Origin of the sequence: Psychrobacter sp. SC65A.3, from assembly GCF_025642195.1 — a bacterium.
GTDB lineage: Bacteria > Pseudomonadota > Gammaproteobacteria > Pseudomonadales > Moraxellaceae > Psychrobacter > Psychrobacter cryohalolentis.
In genome coordinates this window covers 1,273,559-1,287,639 of record NZ_CP106752.1, presented here as the reverse complement: position 1 = coordinate 1,287,639, position 14,081 = coordinate 1,273,559, and the positions used below count along the sequence as shown (strand labels likewise).

Below are 14,081 nucleotides of genomic sequence, written 5' to 3'. Positions count from 1 at the left end.
TAAAATAATCCATACTTTTGGTGTACGCATAATTCACGAACAAATACACCCGTGCGCAAGCTAATTTGCTAAACTTTAATAATGAATATTAAGCCCAACTCAAAAGATCTCTTATAAATTTGTTCAACTCACTTTTATTTATTTGAACCAAAGGAATGTTTATGGCTGTTTATAATGCCCCTCTTAATGACATGCGCTTTATCTTAAATGATGTGTTTAACGCGCCTAAATTTTGGCAAAATAACGAGAATCTTGCTCATGTCGATATGGAAACGGTCGATATGATTTTGGAAGAAATGGCAAAACTGACAAAAAACGTTTTGTTACCTATCAACCGTAGCGGTGATGAAGAAGGCGCAACCTTCCAAGGTGATGGCGTTGTTACGACTCCAACTGGCTTTAAAGAAGCTTATAAGCAGTATGCTGAATCTGGCTGGGTCGGCTTAAGTGGTAATTCTGAATACGGTGGTCAAGGTTTCCCAAAAATGGTGACCATGCTAACTGAAGAAATGGTTTTTACCGCCAACCAATCATTTGCTCTCTACCCTAACCTTACCGTTGGCGCGACACTGTGCCTAAACGCGGCTGCCTCTGAAGAACAGAAGCAAACTTACTTAGAGAAAATGTACAACGGCGAATGGGCTGGCACCATGTGCTTGACAGAGCCACATGCTGGTACTGACTTAGGTATTATCAAAACCAAAGCTATCCCTAATGATGACGGTAGCTATGATATCTCTGGTACCAAAATCTTTATCACTGGCGGTGAGCATGACCTAACTGACAATATCATTCATCTGGTACTGGCAAAAACACCGAATGCACCAGAAGGCTCAAAAGGTATCTCACTATTTGTCGTACCGAAATTCTTGGTCAATGAAGATGGCAGCTTAGGCGAGCGCAATACCCTAGCAGTCGGCTCTATCGAGCATAAAATGGGTATCAAAGCCTCTGCCACTTGTGTGATGAACTTTGACAGCGCCAAAGGCTGGATGGTTGGTGCAGAAAACACTGGTCTGTCATCAATGTTCATTATGATGAACTATGAGCGTGTCACCATGGGTCTACAAGGGCTTGGTGGTTCTGAGCTTGCTTATCAAAATGCGGCGTTATATGCTAATGACCGTGGTCAAGGTCGTAGCGATACCCAACTGCAAAGCCCAGAAAAACCAGCGGATGCCATCATTCATCATGCCGATGTACGCCGTATGCTATTAAATGCCAAAGCCAACACTGAAGCGTCACGTTGCTTTGCGATGTACGTTGCCAAAAACCTTGATGAAGAGAAGTTTAGTACTGATCCAGAGGCCGCTCAAGCTGCTGCCGCACGTGTTGCACTATTGACGCCCGTGGCTAAAGCATTCTTGACCGACAAAGCACTAGAAGCCACTATTGATTGCCAGCAAGTATTTGGCGGTCATGGCTATATACGTGAATGGGGTATGGAGCAAATCGTTCGTGATACGCGTATCGCCCAGATCTATGAAGGTACCAATGGTATTCAAGCGCTTGATTTACTAGGTCGTAAAGTGGCGAAAAATAACGGCAAATACGTTACCCATTTCTTAGGTGAAATTCGTGATTTTGTCAATAATATGCAAGCAGAGCACGGTATCAAGCAAGCGACGCTAGATGCTGCTGATACAATTGAAGCACTAACCACAACGGTGCTCAATAATATTGGTGAGCGTAAGAATGAAATTAACGGTTGTGCGGTTGATTATATGCATGCCTTTGGTTACTTAGCCTACTCGTATATGTTTGCGTTGATGGTTGAGGCGGCCAATGGCAAAGAAGGTGATTTTTACACCAATAAAGCCAAGCTTGCTGATTATTTCGTTGGTCGTATCTTGCCACGTATCGATGCCCATGCTCAGATGGTTGAAGCTGGTAGTGATCCGATGATGAACTTTGACCTGAATTACTTTGACGTACCTGCTAGCTAATTGGTTACTTTTATAATAAAGTAAGCCTTGCCGCACTATGATAAAGGGGACAGTCACGCTACTGTCCCTTTTTTTGCCAAAAATATCTTCATAAAATTGACACAATAGTCATCAAAATACCTGCTAACAAAATAGTTGAATATTGATGAGCCGTTACGATTAAAATAACGCAAAACCAAATGCCTTAAACTTAATAAAAATATACTAAAACTTATAAATGAGGGCGCAGTAAATTAACAAGCGGTAAATTAATAAAGATATGTACCGCCACAGTGATAATTACAGCCAGTCACTAAAAGAAGAATATGTCTTATTTCACATACTACATAATAACGATGATTGAAATAACTACCATAAGGGATACGATGTGTCAGAGATAAAACACATTTTACAACAGATTACTGCCTTAAGTGATGTACCAGATCCCGCGGTACTTAAGCGCTTAATCGATGAGCTACGAGTAAGTGATAAAGAGCCTACTTTAGCCAATCAGAATATTCAAAATCTTATTGAGGTTTTACGTCAGCATCCAGAATATGGCGATGGGCTGTCGAGTTTTGTCTTAAAACTTATTATCGAATACCGCCAGATCGCTCTTTATACCGATACTGGCATTATGTCAGATCAGGGTTTCTTTTACAGTTTACGCCGTTTGATTGGTCATCGTTTTTTGCCTCTACTGCCACAAGAAGATTCTGTCGTAGAATTGGTCGGTTATTTATTTGATAAACGCTCTGATGAGCGCTGGCTTGCCCATATCGAAAAAGAAAAATGGGATGAGCTGGTCGGGCTACTCAAAGTCCATGAGCAGCATCTAAACTTAGTCGCGACGGCAAAAAACAGTATTTTGAACGCGATTATCATTTTATCGTATCGTATCAGCGGTATTGGCTTGCATCCAGACTTGATGGAATCTTACCCACAAATGCTGAATTATTCAGCGTCGTTTGTGGCACAAAATCAAGAAGCAGTCTTGTACGTCAATCAGTACCGAGAAGCACATGAGCTCGACACCTTAACCGATATCATTCCCGAAAAAGCCGTGGATCCAGCGCCTCTATTGGTCATGATTGAGCAATGCGAAGACATCGTTGCCACCATACGCAAGCGCATTTACAAAACCGGTATCTCTATTCGCCTAACCAACATGATGCTACGATTAGATCAAAGCTTACAGCGCATGCGCATATTGACTGAGCTGGTAGCAAACAACTACGATAAGCGCGATCGGGCAATAATTGAGTTGATTCAAGCGCTGATTACGACTGCCAGTCATCGTTATAGTATTGGCTATTTGATTGACAATAATACTAAGCTGCTATCGCGAAAAGTCACTGAAAACGCCAGCCGCGTTGGCGAACATTATATTAGTACTGATAAATCCGGTTATCAGAAGATGTTTAAAAAAGCCTCTATCGGTGGCTTTATTATTGCTTTTATGGCGACGACTAAGATATTGGCATACCACTTAGCTCTCGCACCAATGGGTCGCGCCTTTGTCAATAGTATGATTTATGGTTTGGGCTTTGTTTTCATCCACATCGTCCATGGTACAGTCGCTACCAAACAGCCTGCCATGACAGCGGCAGCTATCGCCTCAACCATATCAGACAGCTCGGGTAAAAAGTCCCATCAGTTAAATAAACTGTCTGAATTGGTGGTCGATATTTTACGCACCCAGTTCATTGCCATCATGGGTAATATTATGATGGCTATACCAGTCGCCTTGATCATCTCTTTTGCTTGGTTGCAATATACTGGCGCGCCGATGATTGATACCGATAAGGCCGCTCACCTACTTCATGATCTCGACCCTTTTCGCTCACTAGCTTTGCCACATGCTGCCATTGCTGGGGTATATTTATTCTTATCGGGTCTGATTGCTGGCTATTATGATAATTTGGCGGTCTACAACCAGATAGGCGCCCGTATTCAGCGTCATAAGCTATTACAGTATTTATTACCCAAAGCATGGCTACAACGTTTAGGCGGCTTTATAGAAGCCAATCTTGGTGCCATCATGGGCAACTTTATCTTTGGGGTTTTCCTAGGAAGTACTGCAACGATTGGTTTCTTATTTGGCTTACCAATTGATATTCGCCATATTGCCTTTGCTTCAGCGAACTTGGCTCATGGCTTATTTAATATGTCGTCCAATCAGCTAGAGTGGCAAGTGGTGCTGCTTTCTGTCTTTGGCGTCTTACTTATCGGTATGGTCAACTTGATCGTCAGTTTCTCACTGGCACTTCTTGTCGCTTTACGCTCAAAAGAGGTGAAATTCGTTGATTGGAGTCGCTTAACTAAGCAACTCTTCAGCCACTTAATGACGCATCCTTCTGACTTTTTTTGGCCACGCGACAAACCGATGAAGTATGCACGTATTGATAGCCAAGGTCAGATGATTTTCGATGATACCGCATCACAAAATAGCAATCAGCCACTCCCTAAAAACTATGTGGTAAGGCGCTTATCTGATGTCAAAGTGCTCCCAAAAGCCTTGCAGAAGAAGATGGAAGGACAGCAGGCGGTCACTGATATACATTATGCTAATCCATCGGCAGAGCATCAGCTGAGTCGTGAACTAAACAACCGCGAAGCTCATATTACCGTCAATAAACCAGCCATGAATAAAACCATTGAGCTTGATGATGGTCTGACAGAGGAAGCACTTAGCAGCGTCCCTTATAGTCAGGATATTCAATATGACAAAACGCATGCTGCGTTTGATGAGAATAATCAGACGGTATCTGATGCGATTAGTCAAGACAGCACTGCTGATAACAAAGTTGCAGGCGACGCCAAAACGCCATTACCTAAACCAAAAAAACCACCAAATCTACCCAGTTAATGGGTTAATTTGATGGCTTGATTGGTTTTTGGAATCACTAAAAAATTAAGAAGATATCGGCAAGCACTGCGCACTTGACGTAATGGTCTTGCCATCACTTAAGCGATAGGCTAGCAAATGATTGCCCCAAACACAGCCACCATCTAGTGCACGAGCATAAGGCAGATCAACCTCACCTTTGAGCGCGGCCCAATGCCCAAATAACACCTTACGCGTGCGCGGCACTTGCCATTCAAACCAAGGCAAAAAATCCTCTGGCATGCGCTCATCTAACCCTGAGGTAAAGCTAAATTCAAGCAGCCCATCCTGCTGACATAAGCGCATGCGAGTAAAATAATTGGCAATCGCTCGCATTTTCGTAAATCCATGAATGTCTGCATGCCAATTATCTGCCGTCTTGCTATAGAGGTTTGGCAACAATCTATCAAGCTGTTTTAAATGACTGCGCAACTGCGACTCTAACTGATGTGCATACTTTTCGGCGTCTTCAATACTCCAATGCGGCGGAATACCGGCATGCACTAGCACCGTATGCTTATCAGGATAAACCAATAATGGCTGATGACGTAGCCACTCTAGCAACTCATCACAATCATCGGCTGCAAAAATCGGTGCCGTTTTGTCTTTTTTCTTAATTTTCGTCGCCCCACGCCATACGGCTAGCAAATTGATATCATGATTGCCAAGTACGGTCGCGGCTGCCCCTTGCTCACACAAATCTTTGACATGACGCAAGGTATTTAAAGAGTCCTCGCCACGTGCCACTAAGTCGCCGGCAAACCATAATTTATCTTGTTCTGGATCAAAATCCAATGTTTTAAGTAGCTGAAGATACGCAGCATAGCAGCCTTGCAAATCACCGATAACATACTGATGACGATAACTCATAAGCTCTCAATCTTTCTTGTGGATATTGTAGATACTACTTAGCAATGAATGATATCTACGGTATGAATAGCACTGATAAATCAGCCTTCTACTTTACGCGCTTGATTGCTCAAATTGACAAAATCTTTCACGCTTAAGGTTTCAGGACGGGCTTGTGGATCAATGGCGCAAGCTGCAAAATCGTCTTCGCTCAACGTCGGCAATAACGTTGATTTTTTGAATATAGCGCGCAACGTTTTACGGCGATGATTAAAGGTTTCGCGTACTACCAATGCAAAATACTCTTCATCTTCTGCCACGACTGGCTTAATAATGTGCGGCGTCAGACGAAATACGGCACTGGTCACTTTTGGCGGCGGATTAAAAGCACCACGTGGTACGGTGAGCAAATAATCCGTATGGCAGTGATACTGCATAATGACCGATAGGCGACCATAGGTTTTGCTACCGACATCAGCGGTGATACGTTCAACCACTTCTTTTTGCAGCATAAAGTGCATGTCTTCAATCACATCGGCATAGCTGAGTAAGTGAAAGAGTATGGGCGTTGAGATGTTATACGGTAGATTACCCACCACGCGTAATTTGCCGCGCTCATCGCTATAAAGCTCCCGATAATCCACATGCATGGCATTGTTTTTGATAATCTCAAAATTTGGATGACTATTAGCCCCGATACGGATACGCAAGCTATCTGCCAAATCACGATCCAACTCGACTACAGTCATCGCATCTACTTCTGCCAATAACGGTTCAGTTAATGCGCCCATCCCTGGCCCAATCTCAATCAAATTGTCATCACGCTCTAAGCGAATGCTCTCAACAATCTCACGGATAACACTACGGTCATGTAAGAAGTTTTGACCAAAGCGTTTACGCGGTTGGTGTTTGGCAGCACGTAGGCTGTTGGTAATAGATTGAGCATCAAATGTAGTTTTTGACATAGAATAGTCTTAATGAGTAAGAGGTAAAAGTGAGCAATGACGATAAAATGAGTGTTTTATTGGGATGAATTATATCACAGCTTATTATTTGACTGTGTTTTTGAGATATTTGATCCGTAAACTACCCATACCTTGGCGCAACCGACACAGTAGCTTTTTTGTTCTAAACCATTTGCTATAATATTGGTTATATATACGGTACCCTAGTGAGGACTTGAACACTAGGCTGTAGGCTACTAGTATCAATGTTTTAACTCGCTGAAATACTCACAGGGTACTTCATGATGTACTTACCATACATATTCTATTAGTGATCGGTGCGCTATACAGGCATCGAATGTATTTCAACAACGCGTCTTATGATAAAGAGAGTATAGAGTTATTTGTAATTAGTAAAAAACATAGCCCCTCAAGAAAGGCTTTTTTTGCTAGTAGACTAAGTTTTTTAGCAAATGGTATGATTAACGAATAAACCACAGTTAGTGACGCGACTCTATGATCTTTTCTAAGTCTAAAATGACAACTACCCTTCTTTTTCTTTTATCTTCACCATTTTTGTTGATGGGTTGCCAACAAATTCAAAGTGCAACTAATCAACAAGCTTTACAGACGCAATTGAAGGTTAAGAAAGAAAGTGATGTTGCAAAGCTACAAAGACTGGCAGAACAAGGCGATGTAAAATCGCAGTTTAATCTTGCCGAGAGATATAGAGAAGGTATAGAAATAAATATAGATTGTGACAAAGCAACCTATTGGTACAATAAAGCAGCTAATGAAGGAGATATAGCGGCTCAGTCCAACTTAGGCGTCATGTACAGTCTAGGTTACTGTGTATCTCAAGACTATAATAAAGCAGTATATTGGTACACGAAAGCAGCTGATCAAGGAGACGTAGCGGCTCAGTTCACTCTAGGTGACTTATACCACAAAGGTTATGGTGTGCCGCAAGATTATAATAAAGCAATTTATTGGTACACAAAAGCAGCTAGTCAAGACTATCCATTTGCTCAATATGCTATAGCCACTATGTACGAAAAAGGTCAGGGCGTACGTCAAGATTATGCTATTGCTAAAGAATGGTATGACAAAGCATGTGATATTGGATTTCAATCATCAGGTTGCGATGAATATAAGACTAATTATAGTAAATAATTTTGAATAGAGAAGAGTTGACTTAGATTAATTTTCCTGAGGTATACCCCAATGGAACCAGCTATTTCACCCTCTAAACCTATTAACAGACCACTTAAAACAGACTGGTATAATGGAACCACTTATATTAAGGCGTGTTTGATGATTCATAAATAGGTATTACTGACGGTAACGTTATCCAATACTGAGTGACAAATCTCGCCAAAGTATCGACTTATACAAGAAGTCTATCAATAAGCGATTTATCGGCCATCTCATTTGCCATGATGAGTGCTTGGTATAGGCTGGTGGCACTAGCACCGCCACGTCCTGCCAAATCAAGCGCAGTACCGTGATCGACAGAAGTACGAATATAAGGCAGTCCCAAAGTCAAATTGACTGTATCGCCAAAACCATGTGACTTGAGTACAGGCAACCCTTGGTCGTGATACATGGCAATCACCGCATCGCAGTTGGCTAAATGCCTCGGCGTGAATAAAGTATCCGCTGGCATCGCCTCTGATATATCTATCCCAATATTGATAAATTCTTGTAGCACTGGATTGATAATCTCAATCTCCTCAATGCCCAAATGCCCGCCCTCGCCCGCATGTGGATTTAGACCGCAAACTAAGATACGTGGCTGCGTCAAGCCAAATTTCTCACGCATATCATCGATAACAATTTGTACTGTTTGGCGTACGTTATCGGCAGTGATGGCTGCAGGGATATCTTTTAACGCCAAATGCGTGGTAACAAGTGCCACCTTCATGGCTTCATTAGCAAGCATCATAACGACTTTATCACAGCCACTTTGCTGCATAAAAAATTCCGTATGCCCACTAAACATCGTGCCATCTAACAGTTTGATATCAGCCTCTATCAATGCAGATTTTTGTAGTGGTCCGGTGACGATAGCGGCGACTGTTTTGTTGGCTGCCAGTTTATGCGCTATTTCCAACTGTGTAACCACCATTGCGGAGTTATTGATATCAATTTTCCCACAAGCGACGAGCGCAGCACAGGGAATATTTAATAAGATAAAAGCATTATCATTATTAATAGCGCCACTGTTAATACTCTGCTGGGACATTTGATTTAAAAAATCATCGTCTTCTATAATTGCCTCATTTGCATTGATCGTTTTCCAAGGTGGGCAGCTTTTTAATATGCCCGCAGCAATAAGCTCATCGGCACGTTTTTGCATTGCCTTGCTATCTGCCGTGACCCAAACTGGACGATCAAAATCCTGTAACTTACCCTCAGCCGCTAGCAGCAGTACGATATCCATACCAATACCCGCAGGTTCACCAGTCGTGATTAATAATGGCAATTTTTCTTGCATAGCACTAACATCCTATTATTATATTAAGAAGCTGATTCTATTGTATTTTTTATGATAAATGAGCGTATTTGAAGCTGTGTTATATGCCATGAACTTCATTTCATAGAAGCAGGCATTTTTATAGATAATTACTTATCTGGGCTGAAAAAATCACATAATGTGTTAAACTTTCGCTTTTGATTGTAGCATTTACTGGCACGCGTGAGATGACGTTTTGGTACTTCTCTCATCGAGGTGCATTGCGTTTGCTTTGCTGTATCATGACTAAAATAAATACTTACAACAATATCCATCTATACCGACTTTTGAAATATTAGGCACTCATGGCAGATACTGAAAAAACCGACGACTTACTCAATCAAACACCGCCGCACAATATCGATATTGAAAAGGCGTTGCTGGCGTCTTTGATGAGCATCGAAGAGGCATACGATAAGATTGCAGATATCGTCACCAAAGACGATTTTTATGCTGGGCGACATCAGTATATTTTTGATGCTATTGCGCATTTAGCTGCAGTCAATGAGCCTTATGACACGGTTATGGTACATGATTGGTTAGAGGCACAAAAGCTGCTAAAAAGCGCAGGCGGTGACAGTTATTTGGCGGATATCTTGAGCCAAAGTCCAGCAACTTTGTTTAACCTGACGGCTTACGCCCAGCGTGTACGCGAGCTATCTACACTACGTCAGCTGATTACTACCGGCAATGATATGTTGACCCTAGCCTATAATCCCAAAGACCAAACCGTCAGCGATATTTTGGATAACGTAGAAGCAAAAATATTTAGCATCAATGAGCAGCATAATAAACGTGCAGAGCAGCGTGGACCTGTCGGTATTACTGCCGTATTGACCAATGTCATTGATAAAATCCAAGAGCTCAAATCAAATCCAGATGGCATGATTGGACTACAAACCCCATTTGTTGAGCTTAATAATAAAACCCAAGGCTTGCAAGCAGGCGATTTAGTCATTGTAGCTGCGCGTCCATCGATGGGTAAAACCACCTTTGCCATGAACTTAGCAGAAGGGATTTTATTTAATGAAGATTTGCCTGTAGTGGTATTTTCGATGGAGATGCCCGCAGAATCTATCGTGATGCGTTTGCTATCATCTTGGGGCGCAATCAACCAAACACATCTGCGGTCAGGTCAAATGAATGAAGATGAATGGGCAAAAATGATGAACGCCATTCAGCATTTGCAGTCAAAGCATCTATATATTGATGACAGTACTGCCCTGCCACCGTCTGAGCTGCGTTCACGCTGCCGCCGTATAGCCAAAAATCATGATGGCAAGCTTGGCGCTATCATTGTCGATTATCTACAATTAATGAAAGTACCCGGCCTAGATGGCAACCGTGTTGGGGAAATCTCTGAGATTTCTCGAAGTTTAAAAGCACTAGCACGTGAGCTTGAATGTCCAGTTATCGCCTTGTCGCAGCTTAACCGTAGTCTAGAAAATCGTCCTAACAAACGTCCTATTATGTCGGATCTGCGTGAATCTGGTGCGATTGAGCAGGATGCCGATTTGATTATGTTTATCTATCGTGATGAGGTTTATAATGAAAACTCAGACCACAAAGGTGTGGCTGAAATCATTATTGGTAAACAGCGTAACGGCCCTATCGGCACCATACGTTTGGGTTTTGAAGGACAATTTACCCGCTTTATCAATTTGACGCCAGAATACTATCAAAATGTCAGTTTTGAGAACGACGAATAATAAAACTGACAGATAATTACTCATCAAAATTGCTCGTGAAAATGGCCAGTGACTCATCAACTCAATTGATGAATTACTGGCTTTATAAATTTATTCCTTCATAACTTTGCTAAAAAAGAAGACGATTATGCGCACAATCACTATCAAGCCTGCCGCCATTACTCATAATCTTAGTCAAGTAAAAGCGTTAGCACCAAAATCTAACGTCCTTGCGATGGTAAAAGCCAATGCCTATGGACATGGCGTCGCCGCCGTCCTACCAGCGTTACAGCAAGCAGATGGTATCGGTGTCGCTACTTTAAGAGAAGCGTTAGAAGCACGGCAATTGGGCTGGGATAAAACCATTGGGCTTATTGAAGGGGCCTTTACTGTTGATGAATGGCGACAAGCAATTGAACACGATATCAGTTGCGTGATTCATCATGCGCCGCAATTGGAGTGGGCATTAGAGCAAATACCACCTGTTGATAGCGCCACTCGAGTGGTTTGGATAAAGTACAACACGGGTATGAATCGTTTAGGTTTTAATAACCAAACGCTTATTTCAGCCGCAAAATCTCTGCATGATGCTGGCTATCAGCTGATTTTGACCACCCATTTTGCCAATGCCGACAATCAAGATCACTCATTAAATGCCATACAAATCCAGCGTTTTAATGACATGATAAGTACTTTACGACAAACAATCAGTACTAATATTAAAGGATCGTTGTGCAACTCTGCTGGTATCGTTAATTTCCCAGAGCATCATCATGATTGGGTGCGTCCAGGCATTATGTTATATGGCAGTGCGCCTGTTATCGACCAAAGCGCGTACACGCTAAATTTGCAGCCAGCCATGGAATTTAGCGCACAAATTATTGCCTTGCAGACCGTACAAGCTGGCGACGCCATCGGTTATGGCAGCCGCTGGATAGCCCAGCAAGATGTTAAAACGGCTCTCGTTAGTATTGGTTATGGTGATGGATATCCCCGCGTTGTCAATGAGGATGCTTATGTTTCAGTCATTGACGCCATAAATCAGCAACGCTACTCATGTGCAGTGATTGGGCGTGTCGCAATGGATATGATTGTCATCGATGTGAGCGCTGTACCAGAGAGTAGCGCTTTAAATAGCAAGGTCATACTATGGGGTGATGCGCCGCATGTTGATGAAGTTGCCACCCATGCTGATACGATTGGCTATGAGCTACTATGTCGTCTAAGCGTACGTCCAAATCGTATACAGATGTAATCGCCATGTCAGATAATGTCTCATCGAATGCAGCTTTGCATGACTGATAAATCATGGCAAATTGGATATTTACATTGAGAGTAATTGCGCTATACTAAAAGTTTGTTGTCATTCCAGTATACGCATTGACGCGATATCATTGCCGGCTGATAACGTATCATTTTCATTGACTTTGTTCGACTGCTAGGATTGCTATGAGTTTGCGCCATTTTTTAACCTTATCTGATTTAACCAAACAAGAACTAGAAAATCTTATCAAACGCGCCAGCGAATTGCGTCATATGCAACATGCAGGCGAGATATACCAGCCCTTTGTTGGTCGTACGCTCGGTATGATATTTGAGAAATCATCCACCCGCACGCGGATATCGTTTGAAACCGGCATGGGACAGTTTGGTGGTAGCGCTATCTTCTTATCGCCAAATGATACCCAACTTGGACGCGGTGAGCCAATTGAGGATTCCGCGCGCGTTATCTCTAGCATGGTCGATATCATTATGATTCGCACCTTTGGTCATGAAAAAGTCGAAACCTTTGCAAAATACTCAAGCGTACCAATCATTAATGCCTTAACGGATGAATTTCATCCATGCCAGCTATTAGCTGATATGCAAACTTACTACGAGCATCGCGGTAGTATCGAAAATAAAATCGTCACTTGGGTCGGTGATGGCAACAATATGTGTGCATCCTATATGCAAGCTGCCAATCAGTTTGGCTTTGAGCTACGAGTAGCCGCGCCTTATGGCTTTGAGCCTGACCCTGAGCTGATGAAACGCTTCTCACATTGCGTGAGTATCGTTGAAAACGTACAAGAAGCAGCAAAAGACTCTCACTTAATTGTCACTGATGTGTGGGCAAGCATGGGACAAGAGTCTGAACAAAACACGCGTGCGCGTCGTTTTTCCTCTTATCAAGTGACACCATCACTGCTAGATAAAGCCGATTCTGAAGTGATCTTTATGCACTGTTTGCCAGCGCATCGTGGTGAGGAGATCTCTCATGATATGTTAGATGACCCACGCTCAGTGGTATGGGATGAAGCTGAAAACCGCTTACATGCGCAAAAAGCCTTGATGGAGTTTTTGCTAAAAGACAAAATCAAAATATAGGTACCATTTTTCAAAAGCTATTTATACCGTCATAGATATTAAAAAGACAGAGCACAAATTATGTGCTCTGCCTTTTTAATATGTGATAACTAAGTTAGTGTCTAATAAACAAGCGCTTATTGATTATCGAGTCAGTACTTCAACCCCATTACTGCTGGCTTTTAACAACACATCGGCTTGATTAGCAGCAAAGATACCATTACAGACCACACCGACGATATTATTAAGCTGCTGTTCAAGTGCTATTGGATTACTGACATCTAAATCATAAGTATCCAAAATCACATTGCCATAATCGGTGACAAAGTCTTCACGATAAACAGGTTCACCGCCCATTTTGGCCAACTCGCGCGCCACATATGAGCGGGCTTGTGGCAATACCTCTATCGGCACTGGGAATTCGCGCCCTAGTATCTCGACACTTTTACTTGCGTCAACCATACAAACAAATTTGTTCGATGCAGCAGCAACGATTTTTTCACGCGTGAGCGCACCGCCGCCACCTTTAATCAGTTGCAAATGCGCGTTTACTTCATCAGCACCATCAATATATACATCAAGCTGACCGGCAAAATTTAAGTCAATAATCTCGATACCAAGTGCGCGCAATCTATCTTCTGTCACCTGCGAGCTTGCAACTGCGCCAGTCAGCTTTACGGTTGGTAATAACTCAATCAGACAGTTCACTGTACTTCCCGTCCCCACGCCAAGTATCATATCATCTTCGATATAGCGTAGGGCGGCGCGGGCGGCGGCTTGCTTTTGTGCTTGCTGATCACTCATCATAAGTCCTTGGCAAAATAAACGTATCGCTTTAAAAAAAAGTAAAGGGTAAAAGAGGTAAAATGCGCCGCTATTATAACCGATGACTTTGATGGATGTCAGCGTAATAGCGCCTCTAATAAT

At 42.5% G+C, this 14,081-nt stretch carries 10 protein-coding genes; 6 read left to right on the top strand and 4 right to left on the bottom strand.

Annotation, left to right across the window (positions count from 1 at the left end; translation table 11 throughout):
- The first annotated feature begins 161 nt into the window (after positions 1-161).
- Both OEG80_RS05595 and OEG80_RS05590 read left to right on the top strand, forming a co-directional pair.
- Positions 162-1,946: an acyl-CoA dehydrogenase C-terminal domain-containing protein gene (locus tag OEG80_RS05595; RefSeq protein ID WP_263242235.1), complete on the top strand. Its 1,785-nt coding sequence runs from the start codon at positions 162-164 to the stop codon at positions 1,944-1,946.
- Between the two features lie 367 nt (positions 1,947-2,313).
- The gene (locus tag OEG80_RS05590; protein WP_263242232.1) at positions 2,314-4,794 is read left to right on the top strand and encodes a site-specific recombinase; all 2,481 of its coding nucleotides are present in this window, start codon (positions 2,314-2,316) and stop codon (positions 4,792-4,794) included.
- 45 nt (positions 4,795-4,839) lie between these two features.
- On the opposite strand, the gene OEG80_RS05585 is transcribed toward OEG80_RS05590, so the two are convergent.
- Both OEG80_RS05585 and rsmA read right to left on the bottom strand, forming a co-directional pair.
- On the bottom strand, positions 4,840-5,682 hold the full coding sequence (locus tag OEG80_RS05585) for a symmetrical bis(5'-nucleosyl)-tetraphosphatase (protein ID WP_011513786.1): 843 nt from the start codon (positions 5,680-5,682) through the stop codon (positions 4,840-4,842).
- A gap of 80 nt (positions 5,683-5,762) precedes the next feature.
- Positions 5,763-6,626, bottom strand: a complete 864-nt coding sequence (rsmA, locus tag OEG80_RS05580; protein WP_011513787.1) for a 16S rRNA (adenine(1518)-N(6)/adenine(1519)-N(6))-dimethyltransferase RsmA — start codon at positions 6,624-6,626, stop codon at positions 5,763-5,765.
- Positions 6,627-7,142: 516 nt separating this feature from the next.
- On the opposite strand from rsmA, the gene OEG80_RS05575 reads away from it, so the two are divergent.
- Positions 7,143-7,778: a tetratricopeptide repeat protein gene (locus OEG80_RS05575; protein ID WP_192941322.1), complete on the top strand. Its 636-nt coding sequence runs from the start codon at positions 7,143-7,145 to the stop codon at positions 7,776-7,778.
- Positions 7,779-7,992: 214 nt separating this feature from the next.
- Here OEG80_RS05575 and pdxA read toward each other — a convergent pair whose 3' ends face one another.
- Entirely contained in the window at positions 7,993-9,102 is a 1,110-nt protein-coding gene (gene pdxA / locus OEG80_RS05570) for a 4-hydroxythreonine-4-phosphate dehydrogenase PdxA (RefSeq protein WP_263242229.1), read from the bottom strand.
- Between the two features lie 323 nt (positions 9,103-9,425).
- On the opposite strand from pdxA, the gene dnaB reads away from it, so the two are divergent.
- The 3 genes from dnaB to argF all read left to right on the top strand — a co-directional run bounded on the left by dnaB (position 9,426) and on the right by argF (position 13,175).
- Positions 9,426-10,829 carry a replicative DNA helicase gene (dnaB, locus tag OEG80_RS05565; RefSeq protein ID WP_011513790.1) on the top strand — a complete coding sequence of 468 codons (1,404 nt, stop codon included), beginning with the start codon at positions 9,426-9,428 and terminating at the stop codon, positions 10,827-10,829.
- 127 nt (positions 10,830-10,956) lie between these two features.
- Complete coding sequence (gene alr / locus OEG80_RS05560; protein WP_263242228.1) at positions 10,957-12,063, top strand: alanine racemase; 1,107 nt, start codon at positions 10,957-10,959, stop codon at positions 12,061-12,063.
- Positions 12,064-12,257: 194 nt separating this feature from the next.
- Entirely contained in the window at positions 12,258-13,175 is a 918-nt protein-coding gene (gene argF, locus OEG80_RS05555) for an ornithine carbamoyltransferase (protein ID WP_263242226.1), read from the top strand.
- Positions 13,176-13,298: 123 nt separating this feature from the next.
- Here the strand turns inward: argF and rpiA are convergent, their stop codons facing one another.
- A complete protein-coding gene (rpiA, locus tag OEG80_RS05550; RefSeq protein WP_263242224.1) occupies positions 13,299-13,958 on the bottom strand; it encodes a ribose-5-phosphate isomerase RpiA in 660 nt (219 codons plus the stop codon).
- Positions 13,959-14,081 lie beyond the last annotated feature (123 nt).